At 73.7% G+C, this 16,815-nt stretch carries 18 protein-coding genes and 1 pseudogene; 8 read left to right on the forward strand and 11 right to left on the reverse strand.

The features are described 5' to 3' along the window. Nucleotides 1-19: 19 nt before the first annotated feature. Complete coding sequence (locus RIM90_RS03325) at nt 20-595, forward strand: PadR family transcriptional regulator (protein WP_309058992.1); 576 nt, start codon at nt 20-22, stop codon at nt 593-595. A gap of 76 nt (nt 596-671) precedes the next feature. Here RIM90_RS03325 and RIM90_RS03330 read toward each other — a convergent pair whose 3' ends face one another. Next, nucleotides 672-1,208, reverse strand: coding sequence for a hypothetical protein (locus RIM90_RS03330; protein WP_309058993.1), 537 nt, complete (start codon nt 1,206-1,208; stop codon nt 672-674). A 169-nt stretch (nt 1,209-1,377) separates the two neighbouring features. Then, nucleotides 1,378-2,376 (reverse strand): fibronectin type III domain-containing protein, encoded by a 999-nt coding sequence (locus RIM90_RS03335; RefSeq protein WP_309058994.1) that lies wholly within the window; start codon nt 2,374-2,376, stop codon nt 1,378-1,380. Between the two features lie 421 nt (nt 2,377-2,797). Here RIM90_RS03335 and RIM90_RS03340 point away from each other — a divergent pair, with 421 nt between their 5' ends. Then, nucleotides 2,798-3,469 (forward strand): glycoside hydrolase family 75 protein, encoded by a 672-nt coding sequence (locus RIM90_RS03340; RefSeq protein WP_309059030.1) that lies wholly within the window; start codon nt 2,798-2,800, stop codon nt 3,467-3,469. 113 nt (nt 3,470-3,582) lie between these two features. Here the strand turns inward: RIM90_RS03340 and RIM90_RS03345 are convergent, their stop codons facing one another. From RIM90_RS03345 to RIM90_RS03365, 5 genes are all read right to left on the reverse strand, one after another. Further along, nucleotides 3,583-3,993, reverse strand: a complete 411-nt coding sequence (locus tag RIM90_RS03345) for a PTS fructose transporter subunit IIA (RefSeq protein ID WP_309058995.1) — start codon at nt 3,991-3,993, stop codon at nt 3,583-3,585. After that, entirely contained in the window at nt 3,986-4,603 is a 618-nt protein-coding gene (dhaL, locus tag RIM90_RS03350) for a dihydroxyacetone kinase subunit DhaL (RefSeq protein WP_309058996.1), read from the reverse strand. Before dhaL ends, RIM90_RS03345 begins: the two co-directional genes overlap by 8 nt. 67 nt (nt 4,604-4,670) lie before the next feature. Further along, nucleotides 4,671-5,663 carry a dihydroxyacetone kinase subunit DhaK gene (gene dhaK / locus RIM90_RS03355; protein ID WP_309058997.1) on the reverse strand — a complete coding sequence of 331 codons (993 nt, stop codon included), beginning with the start codon at nt 5,661-5,663 and terminating at the stop codon, nt 4,671-4,673. A 386-nt stretch (nt 5,664-6,049) separates the two neighbouring features. Beyond that, nucleotides 6,050-6,568, reverse strand: a complete 519-nt coding sequence (locus RIM90_RS03360) for an acylphosphatase (RefSeq protein WP_309058998.1) — start codon at nt 6,566-6,568, stop codon at nt 6,050-6,052. Beyond that, on the reverse strand, nt 6,565-7,080 hold the full coding sequence (locus RIM90_RS03365) for a hydrogenase maturation protease (protein WP_309058999.1): 516 nt from the start codon (nt 7,078-7,080) through the stop codon (nt 6,565-6,567). The genes RIM90_RS03360 and RIM90_RS03365 overlap by 4 nt, the downstream gene beginning before the upstream one ends. A 434-nt stretch (nt 7,081-7,514) precedes the next feature. Between RIM90_RS03365 and RIM90_RS03370 the strand changes: the two genes are divergently transcribed. Then, the gene (locus RIM90_RS03370) at nt 7,515-8,213 is read left to right on the forward strand and encodes an HAD-IA family hydrolase (RefSeq protein WP_309059000.1); all 699 of its coding nucleotides are present in this window, start codon (nt 7,515-7,517) and stop codon (nt 8,211-8,213) included. A gap of 18 nt (nt 8,214-8,231) precedes the next feature. On the opposite strand, the gene RIM90_RS03375 is transcribed toward RIM90_RS03370, so the two are convergent. Then, on the reverse strand, nt 8,232-9,506 hold the full coding sequence (locus RIM90_RS03375) for a DegT/DnrJ/EryC1/StrS family aminotransferase (protein ID WP_309059001.1): 1,275 nt from the start codon (nt 9,504-9,506) through the stop codon (nt 8,232-8,234). Nucleotides 9,507-9,694: 188 nt separating this feature from the next. Here RIM90_RS03375 and RIM90_RS03380 point away from each other — a divergent pair, with 188 nt between their 5' ends. Together RIM90_RS03380 and RIM90_RS03385 are read left to right on the forward strand one after the other, a co-directional pair. Further along, complete coding sequence (locus RIM90_RS03380) at nt 9,695-11,173, forward strand: GMC family oxidoreductase (protein WP_309059002.1); 1,479 nt, start codon at nt 9,695-9,697, stop codon at nt 11,171-11,173. 64 nt (nt 11,174-11,237) lie between these two features. Further along, nucleotides 11,238-12,473 carry a DegT/DnrJ/EryC1/StrS family aminotransferase gene (locus RIM90_RS03385; RefSeq protein ID WP_309059003.1) on the forward strand — a complete coding sequence of 412 codons (1,236 nt, stop codon included), beginning with the start codon at nt 11,238-11,240 and terminating at the stop codon, nt 12,471-12,473. 104 nt (nt 12,474-12,577) lie between these two features. Here the strand turns inward: RIM90_RS03385 and RIM90_RS03390 are convergent, their stop codons facing one another. Continuing rightward, on the reverse strand, nt 12,578-13,348 hold the full coding sequence (locus RIM90_RS03390) for an inositol monophosphatase family protein (RefSeq protein ID WP_309059004.1): 771 nt from the start codon (nt 13,346-13,348) through the stop codon (nt 12,578-12,580). A gap of 104 nt (nt 13,349-13,452) precedes the next feature. Between RIM90_RS03390 and RIM90_RS03395 the strand changes: the two genes are divergently transcribed. From RIM90_RS03395 to RIM90_RS03405, 3 genes are all read left to right on the forward strand, one after another. Continuing rightward, a complete protein-coding gene (locus tag RIM90_RS03395; RefSeq protein ID WP_309059005.1) occupies nt 13,453-14,388 on the forward strand; it encodes a phosphotransferase in 936 nt (311 codons plus the stop codon). A gap of 63 nt (nt 14,389-14,451) precedes the next feature. Then, complete coding sequence (locus RIM90_RS03400; protein ID WP_309059006.1) at nt 14,452-15,411, forward strand: inosamine-phosphate amidinotransferase 1; 960 nt, start codon at nt 14,452-14,454, stop codon at nt 15,409-15,411. Between the two features lie 29 nt (nt 15,412-15,440). Next, entirely contained in the window at nt 15,441-16,043 is a 603-nt protein-coding gene (locus RIM90_RS03405) for a dTDP-4-dehydrorhamnose 3,5-epimerase family protein (protein ID WP_309059007.1), read from the forward strand. A 100-nt stretch (nt 16,044-16,143) separates the two neighbouring features. On the opposite strand, the pseudogene RIM90_RS03410 reads toward RIM90_RS03405, so the two are convergent. Both RIM90_RS03410 and RIM90_RS03415 read right to left on the reverse strand, forming a co-directional pair. Continuing rightward, nucleotides 16,144-16,617 (reverse strand): annotated as a pseudogene (locus RIM90_RS03410) (sugar nucleotide-binding protein); the annotation flags it as partial. Beyond that, nucleotides 16,617-16,811 carry a hypothetical protein gene (locus RIM90_RS03415; protein ID WP_375165392.1) on the reverse strand — a complete coding sequence of 65 codons (195 nt, stop codon included), beginning with the start codon at nt 16,809-16,811 and terminating at the stop codon, nt 16,617-16,619. The pseudogene RIM90_RS03410 and the gene RIM90_RS03415, both read right to left, overlap by 1 nt. Nucleotides 16,812-16,815 lie beyond the last annotated feature (4 nt).

Genomic DNA, 16,815 nt, shown 5'->3' on the forward strand with positions numbered 1-16,815 from the left:
CGTCCCTAGGATGAGCCCCATGTCACTCCCGCACGCGATCCTCACCGCCCTGCTCGAGAAGCCGTCGTCGGGGCTGGAGCTGACCCGCCGGTTCGACAGGTCGATCGGCTACTTCTGGTCGGCGACGCATCAGCAGATCTATCGCGAGCTGGGGAAGCTGGAGGCCGAGGGCCTGATCCGGGCCCTCCCCGCCGAGCAGCCGGCCCGGGGGCAGAAGAAGGCGTACGAGGTCCTGCCGGCCGGTCGCGCGGAACTGGCCCGCTGGACCGGTGCGTCCCAGGACCCCAAGCCGCACCGCGACGCGCTGCTGCTGAGGCTGAGGGCGGCGGCCGTGGTCGGCACCGCGGGCATCGAGGCCGACCTGCGGCGCCACCTGGAGCTGCACGAGCGCCAGTTGGCGGAGTACCGGGAGATCGAGCGGCGCGACTTCCCGCCCGGCAGGGACGGGCCGGAGGACCGGCTGCGGCATCTGGTGCTGCGCGCCGGCATCGACCTGGAGACCTTCTGGATCCAGTGGCTCGGCCACGCGCTGGCGGAGTTCGCGCACCTGCCGGACGCCGGGGAGGGGGAACGGCCCGGGGAGCCCCGGGCGTGACCTCCGGACTCCCCGGGGAGGCGACGCCGGCCGCCCGACCGGAGCGCGTCGGACGTGAGGGCGGCCGGCGCCGGGTCTACAGGTGGCGCGGCCTGCTGCGCCGGCGCACGTACCAGGCCGTGGCGAGGAGGCCGGTGCCGACCAGGGTGCCGCCCGCCACCAGCGTCACCGTGCCGTAGTCCTTCGAGCCGCCGCCGATGCCGCCCATCACCCCGCGGGACGGCGAGGCCGTGGGGGAGACCGCCGACGGGCTGGGCGCGGGGGTGACGACGACGGACTGCGTGCCCGCGGGGTTGCCGTTCGAGCACATCACGATCACCGTGTACGTGCCCGGGGCGACGTCCCCCCATGCGGCGGACTGTCCCGAGGCGGTCCCCGACAGCGCCACCTGACGGCCCTGGGAGAAGCTCGTCTGGCTGCCGCTGAGCAGCGAGGCGGTGCCCCAGCTGCCGTTGACCTGGGTGCACGCACTGGTGGTGACCGAGACCGTCGACCCGGTGGTGCTGACGGAGATCCCGGTGTCCGCGGCGGCCGGACCGGTCAGGGCGAGGGTGAGCGCGGCAGCGGCTGCCGCGGTCGGACCGGAGCCGAGCAGTGGCTTCGAAGTGCGCATGTGGACTGCCTTCCGGCGGCACGGCGGCGGTGCATTCCTTGCGCCGCCGAGGATCGGGGAACGCCCGTGCTGCCACGAGGCCAGCCAAGACGCCCCCGGTCCGTCGCGCACTCCGGCCGCCGCCGGGCAGGTGACGCCCTGTGCCGTCCGGCCGACCGGAGGGCGTCGGTCAGTGCCGCGCGCCCGTCGTCACCGTGCGCTCCGCCGAGAAGCCGCCCCAGGTCCCGTCCGGCAGCATCGCCCGGATCCGGACCCGGTGGGTGACCCCCGGGTCCCGCCCCACGTAGAAGCGGTACGTCGCCCGGTCGCGCGGGGCGTCACCGCCCTGGACGAGCGAGGTGGCCGCGCGGCCGTCCAGGTGCACCTCGTACTCGGTGACCACCCCGTCCACCCGCGGCGGCACCCAGCTCAGGTCGAGGTGGTACGCCCCGCCGGACCGGTGACTCGTGGCGCGGAAGCCGGTGGGCGCGGTGGCCCGGCCGTCCCCGCTGCCGGCGGTGGTGAGGCGGACGGCGGCGCCGGCCGGGGAGAGGTTGCCGGCCGCGTCCCGGGCCCGGACGGTGAACACGTAGCGGGTGCCCGGCCGCAGCCCCGTGACCACGGCGGCCGTCTGGTTCCCGCCGACACTGTGGATCTTCGTCCCGCCCTGGTGGACGTCGTACGACACCACGCCCCGGTCGTCCCTCGAGGCGGACCACGACAGCTGGGCCGCCCGGCTCCCGGCGGCCCGGCCGCGCAGCTCTGCCGGACGGGTGGGGGCGGAGTCGTCGGCCGCCACCGCACCGGGAGTCGTCGCCCGTACCTCCCGGCTGCTCGGCCCGAGCCGCCCGTCCGCGTCGCGGGCCCGCACGGTGAAGACGTACGGGGTCGAGGGGCGGAGCCCGGTGACGTCCACCATGTGCTCGGAACCGGGCACTTCCTTGACCTTGGTGGCGCCCCGGTACACCTCGTACCGGCTCACCTCGGCGTCGGCCGCGGCGACCGCGTTCCACATGACATGCACGCTGGTGGCGCTGCCGGCCTCGGCCGTGACACCCGTCGGCGCTCCGGGCGGCCGGTCCGCCGCCTCGTCACCCGACCGGCCCCCTGCGCACGAGGTGACCAGCAGGAACACCCCGCAGAGCGCGAGAAGGCGGCGCGGGGACACGGCAACGGGAACGCCTCGCACGACTCTGCCTCCCGGAGCGGCACACGGGACGGGTCCGGACACGGGCCCGGGTAATGGTCCGGACCAATATGACCCTGCTGATGGGGTCACATCAAGAGGGCGGTCGCGGGCGGGCACTCCGGCGCATTACGTATGCTGAGAGTCCGAACGGCTGAACTGCCCTGGGAAAAAAGGGAGTTCAGGCCCGTGGCGCGGACCGCTGTCGTCGCAGATCCCGCGCCGGTGCGGGCGGCCGGGGGCCGGAGCGGACACGGACTCGGGCCTCCGGCCCTGTCACGGCCACTGGTGCGATCGTGCCTCGTCCGGCCCCGTCGAGGTGGCGCCGGCACCACCGCGGGATCAAATGGGGCCGAGTGACCGTCAGTGCCCCCGACGAGAGGCCCTCTTGATCGTGTCCCGAGTCCAGTCGTTCACCCTGGCCATGGCCGGTGCCGCCCTGCTCGCCCCCACGGCACTCCCCGCCGTCACCGTGTCGCAGCCCCGCACCGAACCGGTCGCGCGGCGCGCGACCCCCGTCTCCGCCGCCGAGCTGCTGGCCGAGGTGCGCGACTGCGCGCCCGTCTCCCACGGCCGCTACCGCAAGGACCGCGGTTCCCCCGCCACCGTCCCGGTGTGCGGCACGCGCGACGCCGTGTTCTGGAAGGCCGACATGGACATCGACTGCGACGGCCGTCCCGGCCGCCACTGCAACGCCCGGACCGACCCGTACTTCTCCGCCGCCACGGCCTTCGCGCAGTCCGACGGCCGCCCGCTGAGCTCCGAGCGACTGCCCTTCGTGGTGGTGCCCGCGCCCAGCGCCGTGTGGGACTACCGGGCCCACGGCGTGCGCGGGGGATCGGTCGCGGCGGTGGTGCACCGGGACCGGGTGCGGTACGGGGTCGTCGGCGACACCGGCCCCGCGGACATCATCGGCGAGGCGTCCTACGCCATGGCCGAGGCGCTCGGCATCGACCCCGACCCGCACGGCGGCGGCACGTCCTCCGACGTCACCTACATCGTGTTCAGGAACAGCCGGGTGACCCCCATCGAGGACCACCGGGCGGCGGTGACGGCGGGGGAGCGGCTGGCCCGGCGGTTCGTGGACGGCGGCTGAACCGGCCGACGGGGACGTCGCACGTCCGGGAACCGCCGGCCCGGGGAGCCGGCGTCGACGGGGGACGGCGCGGAGGGAGGACGCAGGGACGGGACCCCCCTCCCTCCGCCCCCTCACACCTTCCGGTACGTGTACGCCTCCGCGGCCGCCGCCTCCACCGCCGCCAGGTCGGCTCCCGTGGCCGCCGTGACCACCGCGGCCACCGCGCCCTCCACGAACGGCGCGTCCACCAGCCGGGTGTGCTCGGGCAGTTCGTCGCCCTCCGCGAGCAGCGCCTTCACCGTGAGCACCGCGCTGCCCAGGTCGGTCAGGACGGCGACACCGGCCCCGCGGTCGACGGACGCGGCCGCCGCGGCGACCAGCTCCGCGCTCGTGCCGAGCTCCCCGCTCCCGGTGCCGCCCGCCGGTGCCACCGGCACCGCGGTACCGGCACCCGCGAGTCCCTTCGCCAGCTCCGCCACCGACGCGGCCACCGTCGCGCTGTGCGACACCAGCACGATCCCCACCAGCTTCTCGTCACTCATCCCCGGCCTCCGTGTCCGAAGCGGCATCGACCAGCCCGGCGATCAGCAGCGCCGCCGACGTGGCCCCCGGATCCTGGTGCCCGACACTCCGCTCGCCGAGATAACTGGCCCTGCCCTTGCGGGCCCGCAAGGGCGTCGTGGCCACGGCGCCCTCCTCGGCGGCGGTGCGCGCCGCGGCGAACGAGTCCCCGAGCGCGTCCACGGCGGGCAGCAACGCGTCGACCATCGTCTTGTCGCCCGCCGCGGCACCCCCGAGCTGCATCACCGCGTCCACCCCGGCACGCAGTGCCTCGGCCAGCTCCCGCTCACCGACCTCGGTGGCGTCCCCGAGCGCCTTGCCGGTGCGGCGCAGCAGCGTCCCGTACAGCGGGCCCGACGCGCCGCCCACGGTCGAGATGAGCAGCCGCCCGGACTGGATCAGCACCGCGCCGGGGGTGGCGGGCGGCTCCTTCTCCAGCGCGGCCCGCACCGCCGCGAACCCGCGCTGGAGGTTGCTGCCGTGGTCGGCGTCGCCGATCGGCGAGTCGAGGGCGGTGAGCCGTTCCGCCTCGCGGTCCACGGACGCGGCGGTCACCGTCATCCAACGGCGGAAGAAGTCGGCGTCGAGCACGGGGTCTCCTCGTGTACTGGGTCTTTCCTCGTGTAGGGGTCTTCGTGAACCATTGCCCCGGCGTCCCTCACATACCCCAGCGCAGCCCCGGGGTCCGCACCGGCGCGTCCCACAGCCGCAGCAGCTCCTCGTCGACCTGGCACAGGGTGACCGAGGCGCCCGCCATGTCCAGGGACGTGACGTAGTTGCCGACGAGGACGCGGGCGACGGGCACGCCGCGCTCGCCGAGCACCCGCTGCACCTCGGCGTTGAAGCCGTACAGCTCCAGCAGCGGGGTCGCGCCCATGCCGTTGACCAGGACCAGGACGGGACTGCGCGGGGTGAGGTCCTCCAGGATCGCGTCGACGGCGGCCTCGGCGATCTCGCCGGAGGTCATCATCGGCCGCCGCTCCCGGCCGGGCTCGCCGTGGATGCCGATGCCCAGCTCCAGCTCCCCGGCGGGCAGGTCGAAGGTCGGACTGCCCTTGGCGGGCGTCGTGGAGGCACTCAGCGCCACACCGAAGCTGCGGGAGTTCTCGTTCACCTGCCGGGCGATCGCCTCCACCCGCTCCAGCGGCCGGCCCTCCTCCGCCGCCGCGCCCGCGATCTTCTCCACGAACAGCGTCGCCCCGGTGCCCCGCCGCCCGGCCGTGTAGAGGCTGTCGGTCACCGCGACGTCGTCGTTGACCAGCACCTTCGCGACCTGGATGCCCTCGTCCTCGGCCAGTTCGGCGGCCATGTCGAAGTTGAGCACGTCACCGGTGTAGTTCTTCACGACGAACAGCACGCCGGCCCCGCTGTCCACGGCCGCCGCCGCCCGCACCATCTGGTCGGGCACGGGCGAGGTGAACACCTCGCCGGGACAGGCCGCCGACAGCATCCCCGGACCCACGAACCCGCCGTGCAGCGGCTCGTGCCCGGAGCCCCCTCCGGAGACCAGGGCCACCTTCCCGGCCACGGGCGCGTCCTTGCGCACGACCACCCGGTTCTCCACGTCCACCGTCAGTTCGGGATGGGCCGCCGCCATACCGCGCAACGCGTCCGCCACGACAGTCTCCGGGACGTTGATGAGCATCCTCATGGGTACCTCCTGGGAAGCTTGGCAAGTGGATCTCGGACTTGCGTTTTTGCTGGTCGGAGTGGGTATGGACAGTGCGTGGTCTTGGCGGTCCGCAGCGGTCGTGAGCGGGTCCTGGCGGTACTGGTGGTGACTCGACGCTGACTTCGGTGACGCGGTGCCAGGTTCCTGCGGCGGGTCGACTGCGTGCCGGCAGGAGCCCTACGGGGGCAGTATCGACCTTGCGACCGCGAAGGTCACGTGAGGCGACGTCCAGGGAGGCCGGGGAAATATCTGTCTGGCGGATACGGCCAGAGCTCGGGATCGGCCCTGCGCAGGGGCATGCCCCAAGGGGTCGTCGCTCGCCTTCACCGAACGCGCCTGCTCGCGCGACCGCCGTCCCGGCGACATCACCGTGCGACGGACGGGGGTGATCGCGGACGCCGACGCGATCGCGCCGGCGGACAGTTCACCGCACCGGCCGGGCGCGGTGCGCAGCGGCATCGGCCGCACGCCGGGAACGTGCCCGCCCGCGTACGCGTCCGCCTTCCGGACGTCGGCCACCGGGCCACCGGGGCGTACGGCTCCCGCGGGCAGGCGTCGCGGATCGCCGCGTGGGGAGGGATCTCGCGGGGTGCGGTCGCCGGGTGACCGGGAGCGCCGTGCCGCACCCGGAACCCTGTGCCGGGGGCGGTGCCCCCAGGGGTGAGGCGGACCTTGCGCACACGGGCCGGCGGAGGTGCCCCGGTGCCGAGGCGCGCGGCGAACCTGCCGGTGGCGTGCGGGTCTCCCGCCACCTCGCCCCCCATGAGCCCGTCCGTGTCCGGCACCCGGCCGTCGAGGCCGCGGACCGATGCCGTGCGGTGCACGAAGGGCCGGAAGCCGACGCCCCGCACGGTGCCGCACACCTCGAACCGCCACACGGTCATGGTGGACCACCTCCGGCCATGGCCGTGCGGTGGCGGACGATCTCTTCCTCGACCGAGGCTGCGAGCGGTTCCACGACGTCCACGACGGCGGATGACAGACCGGTGCCGAGGGAACGGTCGGCGCCTTCCACCGCGTACACGGCGAGACGCCCGGGCAGCCGCCCCGGAACGCGGGCGAGCTCGACAGCCTCGCCGAGCCCGAGCCCGAGCCCGTGCGAGCCGGTCGTCGGCGGCCGGCCGAGGCGCTCGCCGTCGATGTCGGGGCGGTGGGTCCGGCCGGGACTCCCGGGACGGGTGTGTGCCGCGTCCGCGACCACGGCGAGACCGGCGTCTTCCCGCAGCCCGATCAGCCCCGTGGGGTCACCGTCGCAGGTGGCCGGCACGGTGCCGGGCGGCAGGGGCCGGCTCCCGGCCCGCTCCCGGAGCCGGGCGACGACCGCCCGGCCCGCGCCGCCGTCCCGCCGGAACCCGTTCCCGGCGCCGACGACGGCGATTCGCGCACGCGCGTCCATGCCTCCATGCTGCGCCTGCTCCGGACATGGTTCCCGGGGCCGAACGGCCCGCCCGGGGGGATGGACCGCCCCGGCAGCAGGGGGCACCGCGCCGTCCGAGACGTGGCGGACGGATCCGTTGATCCTCCGCGAACACCTGGAGACCTCTGCACGATGAAGATGTCCGTCGTGCCCCCGGCGGTGAAAGGCACATCCCTGGATCACCTGACTTCGGTGGCGCGCCGGACCGGTTGTGATGCCCACCCGCCCCGGGCGCGTGCGGCGCCCTCCACCGGGCGTCGGACTCGTCGTCAGCCACTGCGGCACCCCCCGGGACCCCACGCCTCGTGGCCTGGAAGCGTACGGGACGACAGGGGCGGCCGATCGGGGTTCGCCCGGAGTAGCCCCCCGGGAGGCGGACTCCGCGGCGCGGCGTGAACATCACTCCCCGGAGTATGGTCGCCCTGCTGGGCGCGAAAGGGAGAAAGCAGCGGAGAAAGGGCGGCGTGGTGATTCGTACCCTGTTCGTGGATGCCGGTGGGGTGCTTTACAACAACATCAACGAAGAAACGGACTTCCTCGCTCAAGTGGCCCGCCGATACGGCCGGGACGAAGCGGAGACGACCCGGCACGCCATGGCGTCGGCCCGCGTCTACGAAAGTGGCCGAAAGCATGTGCACCAGGTGTTCCAACAACTTGTCGGGGGGCTTCCCTGGACGGGCCGGGGAATTCTCGACACGCGCTGGCTGGACCGTATGTACATGGCTCGCGTGCGCGCCTACGAGGACAATTTCCGGGTCCTTCGGGAAGTCCGCGAGGAACAGCCGGACCTGACCTTCGTGCTGACGAACAACGAGGCCGAGCACTGGGACCGGCTGAAGGACGAGGCGCACGGCCACTTCGGAATGTTCGACCTGCTCTGCTCGTCCTGGCGGATCCGCCGGGTCAAGCCGGCGGGAGCGTTCTTCACCGAGGCGTTGCGCCGGGCTGGGGCCAACGCCGAGGAGACGCTGCTCGTCGACGATCGGCTCCCGGTGCTGCGGGCCGGAGCCGCCCTCGGGCTGCAGACCCTGCACGTCTCCACGCCGGACGTCCTCGCCGACCGGCTCGGCCCGCTCCTGCGCGGCCGTGCGAGACCCGCCCCGGTACGGTGACCGCCGGGGCGAGGTCCGTCAGCCGGCCAGTTCCTCCACGTGGGACAGGACCTTCGCGAACGCCTCCGCTATGTCGTCGATCGCGTCGAGCGGAGCCAGCAGCACCTCGTGGCCGAAGCTCACCACGCTGTCGTGGATGCGCCGGGCGACCGGCAGGTCGAAGCGGGCCGGGTCGACCCGTGCCATGTACTCGCGGTCGATCGCGAACCTGCGCCGGGTGCTGGGTCGGTTCAGCGGATTGTCGTTGAGCGGCTGGTGCGTCCGCATGACCGGGAAGCCCAGCTCCGCGCCGAGCGCCCGGGCGATCCGGTCCGCCGGGGCGATGGCCAGCACCTCGTCCGGGAGCCGCACCGCATAGCGGTAGTAGGCCCGCTCGGTCGTCCCGGCCGAGGTGCCCTGCGGGGTCAGCCCCAGCTCGGCCAGCCGGGCGGACAGCCGCTCGGCCGACCTGCCGCGGCGTGAGTTCTGCTGGTCGAGCAGGTCGAGCTGGTCCAGCAGGACCGCCGCGTGGAACTCGGACAGGCAGGCGTTGCTGCCCATCAGCCGGCCGGTCTCCATCAGCTCCATCTCGCCCACGTCCACCGCGTCCCGCCGCAGCACACGGCCGTCCGCGCGCAGATGCTCCGCACGGCTCGCGATCTCGGGGTCGTCCGTGATCACCGCGCCGCCCTCGCCGCACGTCAGCAGCTTGCTGCCCTGCATGCTGAAGGCGCCTGCCGTGCCGAACGCCCCCACCGGCCAGTTGTTGTACCGGGCGCCGTGCGCGTGCGCGCAGTCCTCGATCAGCGGCAGGCCGTAGCGCTGGGCGATGTCCAGCAGCGCGTCGAGGTCCGCCACGGCCGAATAGGCGTGGACCACGCTGATGGCCCGCGTCCGGTCGGTGATGGCCGCCTCCACGGCCGCCGGGTCCAGGCAGTACGTCACCGGGTCGACGTCGACCAGGACCGGCACGGCGTTGATCCCCAGCACCGCCGACGAGGAGGCCACCCAGCTCAGGCCGGGCACCACCACCTCGTCCGACGCGCCGACCCCGCAGGCCTCCAGGGCGATGGCCAGCGCGGCCGTCCCCGTCGCCACCGGCACGCACAGGGGGGAATTGCAGTACTCCGCGAATGCCTCCGCGAATTGCCGCTCGTAGGATTGCCGTCCCTGATAGGCGCAACTGATGGTCCAGCGGCCGCTCGTCAACACGTCTTCGAGACTTTTCAGTGCCCGGTCTCCCGGTTGCGGCCAGCGTGGCCACTCCCGGTCGATCAGCCGAGGCCCACCGGAGATTGCCAGCGAATTTCCCATGGTTGCCCTCGCTCTTCGGGGATGCGATGGAAGACCATGGAATGTACGCACGATCGGCAGACGTACGCCACAGTGTCCCGTTTCCGATCCGCAGACGTCGGCACACGTTCGACTGCGGAAGTCGCGCACTCGAACGGCTGGGTACGCTTCGGCCCGACGGCAGGAAAACAACGTGTGAGGAGTCGTGGATGACCATTCGTCTTTCCGGTGGCGTCGCCGATTCCGCCGGGATCGTGGTGGTGGGCGGTGGCCTCGCGGGACTGGAAGTGGCCACGGCGCTCGTGGAGCACGGCACCGACGACGTCCTCCTGATCGAGGCGGGGCCCGGCGACGACCTCACGCACATCCATCTGGGACTGCCGCAGGACGGGGCGACGGAAACCGTCTTCGCCCCCGAGAACGACCCCTATTTCCAACGGCCCTGGGAATCCGACTCGACGCACTACACCGGCATATCCGGACTCCGCCGACGGCTCGGCGGCCGGTCCCTGTACTGGCACGGCGTGATCCTGCCGCTGGAGGACTGGGCGCTGTGCCCCCCGTGGTGGCCCTCCGACGTCGTCGACGACCTCACCAAGAGCTGGCGGGGCGGCGCCTCCCTGTACGAGCGGGTCACCGCCGAACTGCTCGCCTGGAGCTCCCCGTCGCCCGCCGGCGCGCGCCGGCTGCACCGCTTCGGCGGCCAGGACTTCCGTGCCCTGCCCCGCGCCTGCCGGCACCCGGCCGGCGACGGCCGCTGGGAGGCGTACAGCCCCCTGACGCGATGGCCCACGGACGACGACGGCGTGCCGCGCCCGCCGACCGGTCTGCGCGTCCGGTGCGACACGGAGGTCCTCGCCGTGGACGTACACGCCGGTGCCGCGCGCGGGGTGCTCGTGCGGGACGCCGCCGGCGAGGTCGGGACCATCGCCGCGGACGCCGTGGTGCTGTGCGCCGGCACGGTGGAGAGCACCCGGCTGGGCATCCAGGCGCTCACCGCCGCCGGCGCACTGGCCGAACCGCGCCTGGGCGGACTCGCGGACCACATCGTGCAGGGCTTCGTGGTCCGCCTGCCCGAGGCGTCCGAGGCCGTCCCCCCGCCCGGCTCCCACTACGTGCCGGCGGACCGCGGCACCCGCTCCTACCTGCGGCTGGACGTGCACCGCACGGAGCACGGCGACACCCTCCTCGACGTGCGGGTGACGGGTGAGCAACTCCCCAACCCGGACAGCGTCGTCGAGTGCGCGGCCGGCCCCGGCCTGCCGTGGGGCACCCGCATCCGCACCGCGCTGCTCCCGGCGGACCGCCGCCTCGTCACCGCGCAGCGGGACGCACTGCGCGTCCTGTGGCGGTCCCTCGCCGAGGAACTGCGACTGCCCGCGGTCCCCCTGGAGTTCAGCGAGTACGGCGACCCCGGTCGCGACAACACCCGCGTACTGCCCAGCCGTACCCGGTCGCAGGCGACCGGAGTGCCGGAGACCTGGACCAGTCTGCTGGGCACCGAGGACCACGAGGGCGGGAGCCTGCCCCTGGGCGGTGTGCTGACCTCTCGCCACGAGTTCGCGAAGCTGCCGCGCCTGTACGCCGCGGGTCCCGTCGTCTTCCCGCGGCTGGGCGCCGCGAACCCGTCGCTCACCGCCCTCGCGCTCTCCCGCCGCCTCGCCGCCCTCCTCGCCGCGGCGGTGTGACCCGCGGCGAGGAGGGCGGCTCCACGACCCACACCCCCAGCCCGTGCGACCCCAGGGAGGAACCGTGCCGGGACCCGGATACCGCTTCGTCGACGACGAGGAACGCGACAACGTACTCGCGGTGCTCGACCGCTGGCGCGCCGGCCGCGACACCTTCGACGACCCGGGCGAAGGGGACATGGTGCGCCGCTTCGAGCGGGCGGCCGCCGAGCGGTTCGGCAGCGGACACTGCCTCGCCGTCAACAGCGGCACCTCGGCGCTGATCGCCGCCCTGGTCGGGCTGGGCATCGGACCGGGCGACGAGGTGATCGTGCCCGGCTACATGTTCGTCGCCTCCATCGCGTCCGTGCTGCACTGCGGGGCCGACGTCGTGCTCGCCGAGATCGACGAGTCCCTCACGATCGACCCGGCCGACGTGGAATCCAAGATCACCCCGCGCACCAAGGCGATCATGCCGGTGCACATGCTGGGCGCCCCCGCCGACATGACGGCCCTGCGCCGCATCGCCGACGCGCGCGGACTGCACCTCGTCGAGGACTGCGCGCAGGCCGCCGGGGCGGCCCACCGGGGCCGCCCGCTGGGCACCATCGGCCGGGCCGGCGCCTTCTCGCTCAACCACTACAAGGTGATCACCGCCCTCCAGGGCGGGTTCGTCCTCACCTCCGACCCCCTGGTCTTCCAGCGCGCCTACTCCTTCCACGACCAGGGATGGTTCCCCTACCGCGAGGACCGGGGCGAGGGCGACCGGCTGCTCGGCATGAACCTCGGTCTCGGCGAGCTGCACGCCGCCGTGGCGCTCGCCCAGCTCGGCAAGCTCGACCGGGTCCTGGACCGGGTCAGGGCCGTCAAACAGCGGCTGGTGGAACGCATCGGGGACCTGCCCGACGTACGCCGCAGGACGCTCCACGATCCGTCGGGGGAGTGCGGCACCGTCGCGGTCTACGTCTTCGACCACGCCAAGCACGCCCAGGACGTCGCCGACCGCATCGGCGCCAAGCCCTTGCTCGACTCGCCGACGCACTACTACGGCAGCCTGCCCGCGCTGGCCGCCTTCGGCCGGGGCGACCGCAAGGCGGTGCCGTTCCGGGCGCCCGGCCCCGGACGGTGGCTGCGCACCTACGAACGGGGCGCCCTGCCCCGCACCGACGACATCCTCGCCCGCTCCGTGGCCGTGGCCACCGGGGTGTCCGACAGCTACCTGGGCGCCGGATTCGGGGTGCACGCCGGGTCGACGGAGTCCGAGATCGACGCCGTGGCGGGGGAGTTCCGCCGCGCGGTCCTGGGAAGCAGGGCGGGCTGACGGCGGACCCGCGGGGGCCGAGGGGGACGGACGAGTCCCCGCGCCGTCCCTCCTCCCCGCGCCGCCCGCGTCCCCGCCCCGGTCAGCCCCCGGCACCGGCCCCGTCAGCCGGCCGCGCTCCGCACCAACCCGGCGAGCCGGGGGGCGAGTCCGTCCGCCCCGTACACCAGCCACGGCCGGTCGAGCCGGTGCCCGCCGTGCAGGTCGTCCACCCGTCCGCCGGCCTCCCGCACCAGCAGGGCCGCCGGCGCCCGGTCCCAGACGTGTCCGCCCTCGTCGACGATCCCCTCGACGCGCCCCTCCAGGAGATCGGCGACCAGGCACACGGACGACTCGACCCACCGCACCCGCTCCCGCATCGCCTCGAAGGGCGAGCCCGCGAACAGGAAGCCGCCCACCCGGGCCCGGTCGAGCGGGGCCCGCGACGGCGCGATACGCAGCCGGCGCGCCGTCGACCGCGGCCGGCCCGCGGACGAGGCATAGGCGCCCGCACCGTGCCGGGCCCACCAGCGGAGGCCTTCGGTCGGGCGGCTGAGCACACCGATCCGCAGCTCTCCGTCGACCTCCAGGGCGACATGCGTGCCCCAGTCGCGCCGCCCCGCCAGGAAGGGGATCGTTCCGTCGATGGGGTCGATGATCCAGCGGCGTGCCGCCGCCGACCTGGTACCGCTCTCCTCGCTGAGCACCGCGTCACCGGGCCGTTCCGCGGCGAGCATCTCCAGCAGGGCCTCCTCCACCGCGAGGTCGGCTTCGCTGACCGGGCTTCCGTCGGCCTTTCGCCGGGACGAGGGCGCCTGCCCGAAATAGCGCAGGGAAAGCGCGTCCGCGACATCCACGAGTCGGTGTGCGAGGAGCAGGTCGCTGTCGTTTTCCATCGGGCCACCATATCTTTCCGAGCGGTTCGCGAGGGTCCCAACTGCTCGGTCCCACAAGGCAGTTGAACGCCTCTGGCGGCCTCGTCGCGGTGTTAGCCTTTGGCATGCTCTTGGAAAACGAGCTCGTGGATCGCCGGAGTCTGGTCCGGCTTGTCGCGGAGAAATTCCAGGATGTCGTTCCCATCGACGAGGAAACGCACCGCCTGGAGTTCTTTCCGCTCGGTGAGGACAGCTGGTCCTATCGATACGGCCCGCTGTGGATCAGCGTCCGCCGGGACCTCGACGGCCATTTCCCCGGCGCCTACGAAGCCGCCCTGCTGCTTCGCCAAGCCGGAAAGCACTTCGTGCTCGCCCCCCTCGCAGCGCGCGACGGCGGCGTGGTCCACCATCTGTCGGGACTGCCCGTCGTGGTCTTCCCCTATGTCGAGCGGGCCGCCGCCGCCCGGCGCGTGTCCCCGACCCCCGCCCAACTCGACCTGCTCGTCGCCCGGCTGACGGAGGTGCACGGCTTCGCCACTCCCGACGGGCTGCCCGCCGAGGTCCCCGTGGAGGACTTCGGCTTCCCCTTCGACAGCGATCTGGAGAAGGCGCTGCGCACGGCCCTGGACGGGGACACGGACGACCTCGGCCCGTACGGCCGCCGGCTCACCCGGCTCGTCACCGGGTGCCGGGACCGGCTGGCCGAGCTGCGCCGCGAGGCGGCACGCGTGGCCGCCGACTGCGCCGCGCGCTGGGAGGGCGAACCGCCCGCCCTGACCCATGGCGACCCCAGCCCCGCCAACGTCCTGTTCGAGGACGGTGTGGACATCCTCGACTGGGGCAGCACGATGTGGGCCCCTCCGGAACGGGACTGGGCCGCGGTCGCCCGGGCCTTCGGCACCGCGCCGGGCGGTCGCGGGCTCTTCCTGCGGTTCTACGAGCTGCGCTGGCAGCTCGCCGAGATCGCCGAGTACGCGGCCCGGTTCTCCGCGCCGCACACGGGCGACGCCGACGACCACGCCATGTGGGGGCGGCTGCTGCGCTACCTCCCGGCCGACTGACCGGGCCGCGGGTGCCCGCCGCGGCTGCTTCCCGAGACGTACTGCGAGGTGAAGAGGGACACCATGAGCCTGGCCGGCGTGTACACCGAATGGGATCCACTGGAGGAGATCGTCGTCGGTACGGCGGTCGGCGCCGAGAACCGGATGGTGCGCGAGACCGAGGACGAGCTCGACGGCCTGTGCGAGGAGCTGAGAGGCCTCGGCGTGACGGTCCGCCGCCTTCCGCCGCGGGACCCCGCGAGCCCGCCCGCACCCCCGGACCGCGGCGCGGACACAGCCCTCGCCTACCGGCCCCGGGACGGACTGCTGACCGTCGGCGAGACGATCATCCAGACGCCGACGGTGCCGCGGGTCCGGTCCCTGGAGTCGCCCGCCTGCCGGATGCTGCTGATGGAGTACTTCACCAGCGGCAGCCGCTGGATCTCGGCGCCGCCTCCGGTGCTGACCGACGTCATGTACGACCCGACGGCCCCGGCCGGGGAGCGGCTGCGCGAACTGGAGCCGGTCTTCGACGCGGACACGGTGCTGCGGATGGGCACCGACCTGCTCTACCTGGTGTCCGACAGCGGCAACGCGCTGGGCGCACGCTGGCTGCAGGCGGTGCTGGGGGAGACGTACACCGTGCATCCCTGCCGGGGACCGTACGGCTCGCCGCACGGCGACTTCGCGATCGTCCCGCTCGGCCCGGGCCTGGTCCTGGTCAATCCGGAGCGGGTCGACGCCGAGCACATTCCCCCGTTCCTGCGCACCTGGAAACGGATCGTGTGCCCGGAACTCGTGGATCCGGGCCCCCTGGACGGTGCGGTCCACCGCTCGGGGTGGACCGGGTCGAACATTCTCGTCGTACGGCCCGGACTGGTGATCGTGGACCGGCGGCAGGCGGATCTGATGCGCGTCCTGGAGAACAACGGAATCGACGTACTGCCGCTCCAGCTGACCCATTCCCGGGCGCTGGGCAGCGGTTTTCACCGGGTCACCGTCGATGTGCGGCGGACCGGCACTCTGGAGTCGTACCGGTTCTGACCGGATGTCCACAGAAAAGGAGTTCAGGCGTGCGTCCGCTCGGTATCGAAGGTGCCTGGCTGGTGGAATCGCGGGTTTTCGACGACGAGCGGGGGGAATTCCAGGAACTCTTCCGCGGCGGCCCGTTGAGCGAGGGGATCGGTTACGCCCTGGGCGTCGCCCAGGTGAACCGCTCCGTCTCCCGCAAGGGGGTCGTGCGGGGTGTGCACTTCGCCGACGTCCCGCCGGGCCAGGCCAAGTACGTCACCTGCCTCCGCGGTGCCGTGCTCGACGTCGTGGTCGACATCCGGGTGGGCTCGCCCGCCTACGGCGCCTGGGAGACGGTCCGCCTCGACGACCCGCGGCGCAGCGTGTACATCGAGGCCGGGCTGGGGCACGCCTTCATGGCCCTCACCGACGACGCCACCGTGGTCTACCTCACCTCCGAGGGCTACGCCCCCGAGCGTGAGCATGCCGTCCACCCGCTCGACCCGGCCCTGGGCATCGCCTGGCCCCCCGGGATCGAGCCCGTCCTGTCGCCCAAGGACAGCCAGTCCCCCGGCCTTCAGGAGTCGGCCCGGCGGGGGCTGCTGCCCGACTACCGCACCTGTGCGGCCTTCCATCAGGAACTGCGGCGGCGCTTCGCCGCCTGACCGTGCCCGCCCCCCTCCGCCGACGCGCGCAGCAGTGCGGGGAACGACTCGGCGAGTGCGGAACGCCACTCGTGCAGCGGGGCCAGACCGGCGACCCGCCACCGGCCCGCCGGAGGATCTCCCGCGCCGGCGCGTACCAGGTCGTGCTCCCCGCCTTCACGGCGTGGTGGACACCCGGCGGCGCGGCGCCCCGCAGGGCCGCGGCGCCGAGCGCGAGGAGCCGGACGGCGAGATCACCGGTCCGGGTCGGCCCGCCGTGCTGGTCGTCGACGACGGGCACGCCGGCCGGCGGCGGGACAGGGCGGCGGCCGGGTCGGTGACGTCCGGGTCCGCGCGGCCGAGCGGGAGCACCGGGACGCCCCGGCGGCACAGGCGCGCGGTGAGTTCGCGCCCGAGCATCCCGGACGCACCGGTGACGAGCCGACGGGAGCCGGGACGTGCGGGCGTGGCGACGGACCTCCGGTGCTGCGGCGCGGCGGCGGGTCGCGCGTTCTGCGGCTGACGTCTCCCGCGGAGCACGCGTCCGGTGGATCACGCGTTCTGCGGGACGCGGTCGGCGCGCAGGGGTTCCCATCACGCGCGGTTGTCGCGGTACCAGGCCACGGTGGCCTCCAGGCCGGTGCTCAGGCCCGTCGCCGGGACATGGCCCAGCTCGCGGCGGATCCGGCCGGCGTCGGCCGAGTAGCGGCGCTCGTGGCCCTTGCGGTCCGGGACGTGTTCCACCCTGTCCCAGCCGGCGCCGCCGGTGACGAGCAGGCGTGTGGCCATGAGG

The organism is Streptomyces sp., from assembly GCF_031181555.1.
GTDB classification, from domain to species: Bacteria; Actinomycetota; Actinomycetes; order Streptomycetales; family Streptomycetaceae; genus Streptomyces; species Streptomyces fimbriatus.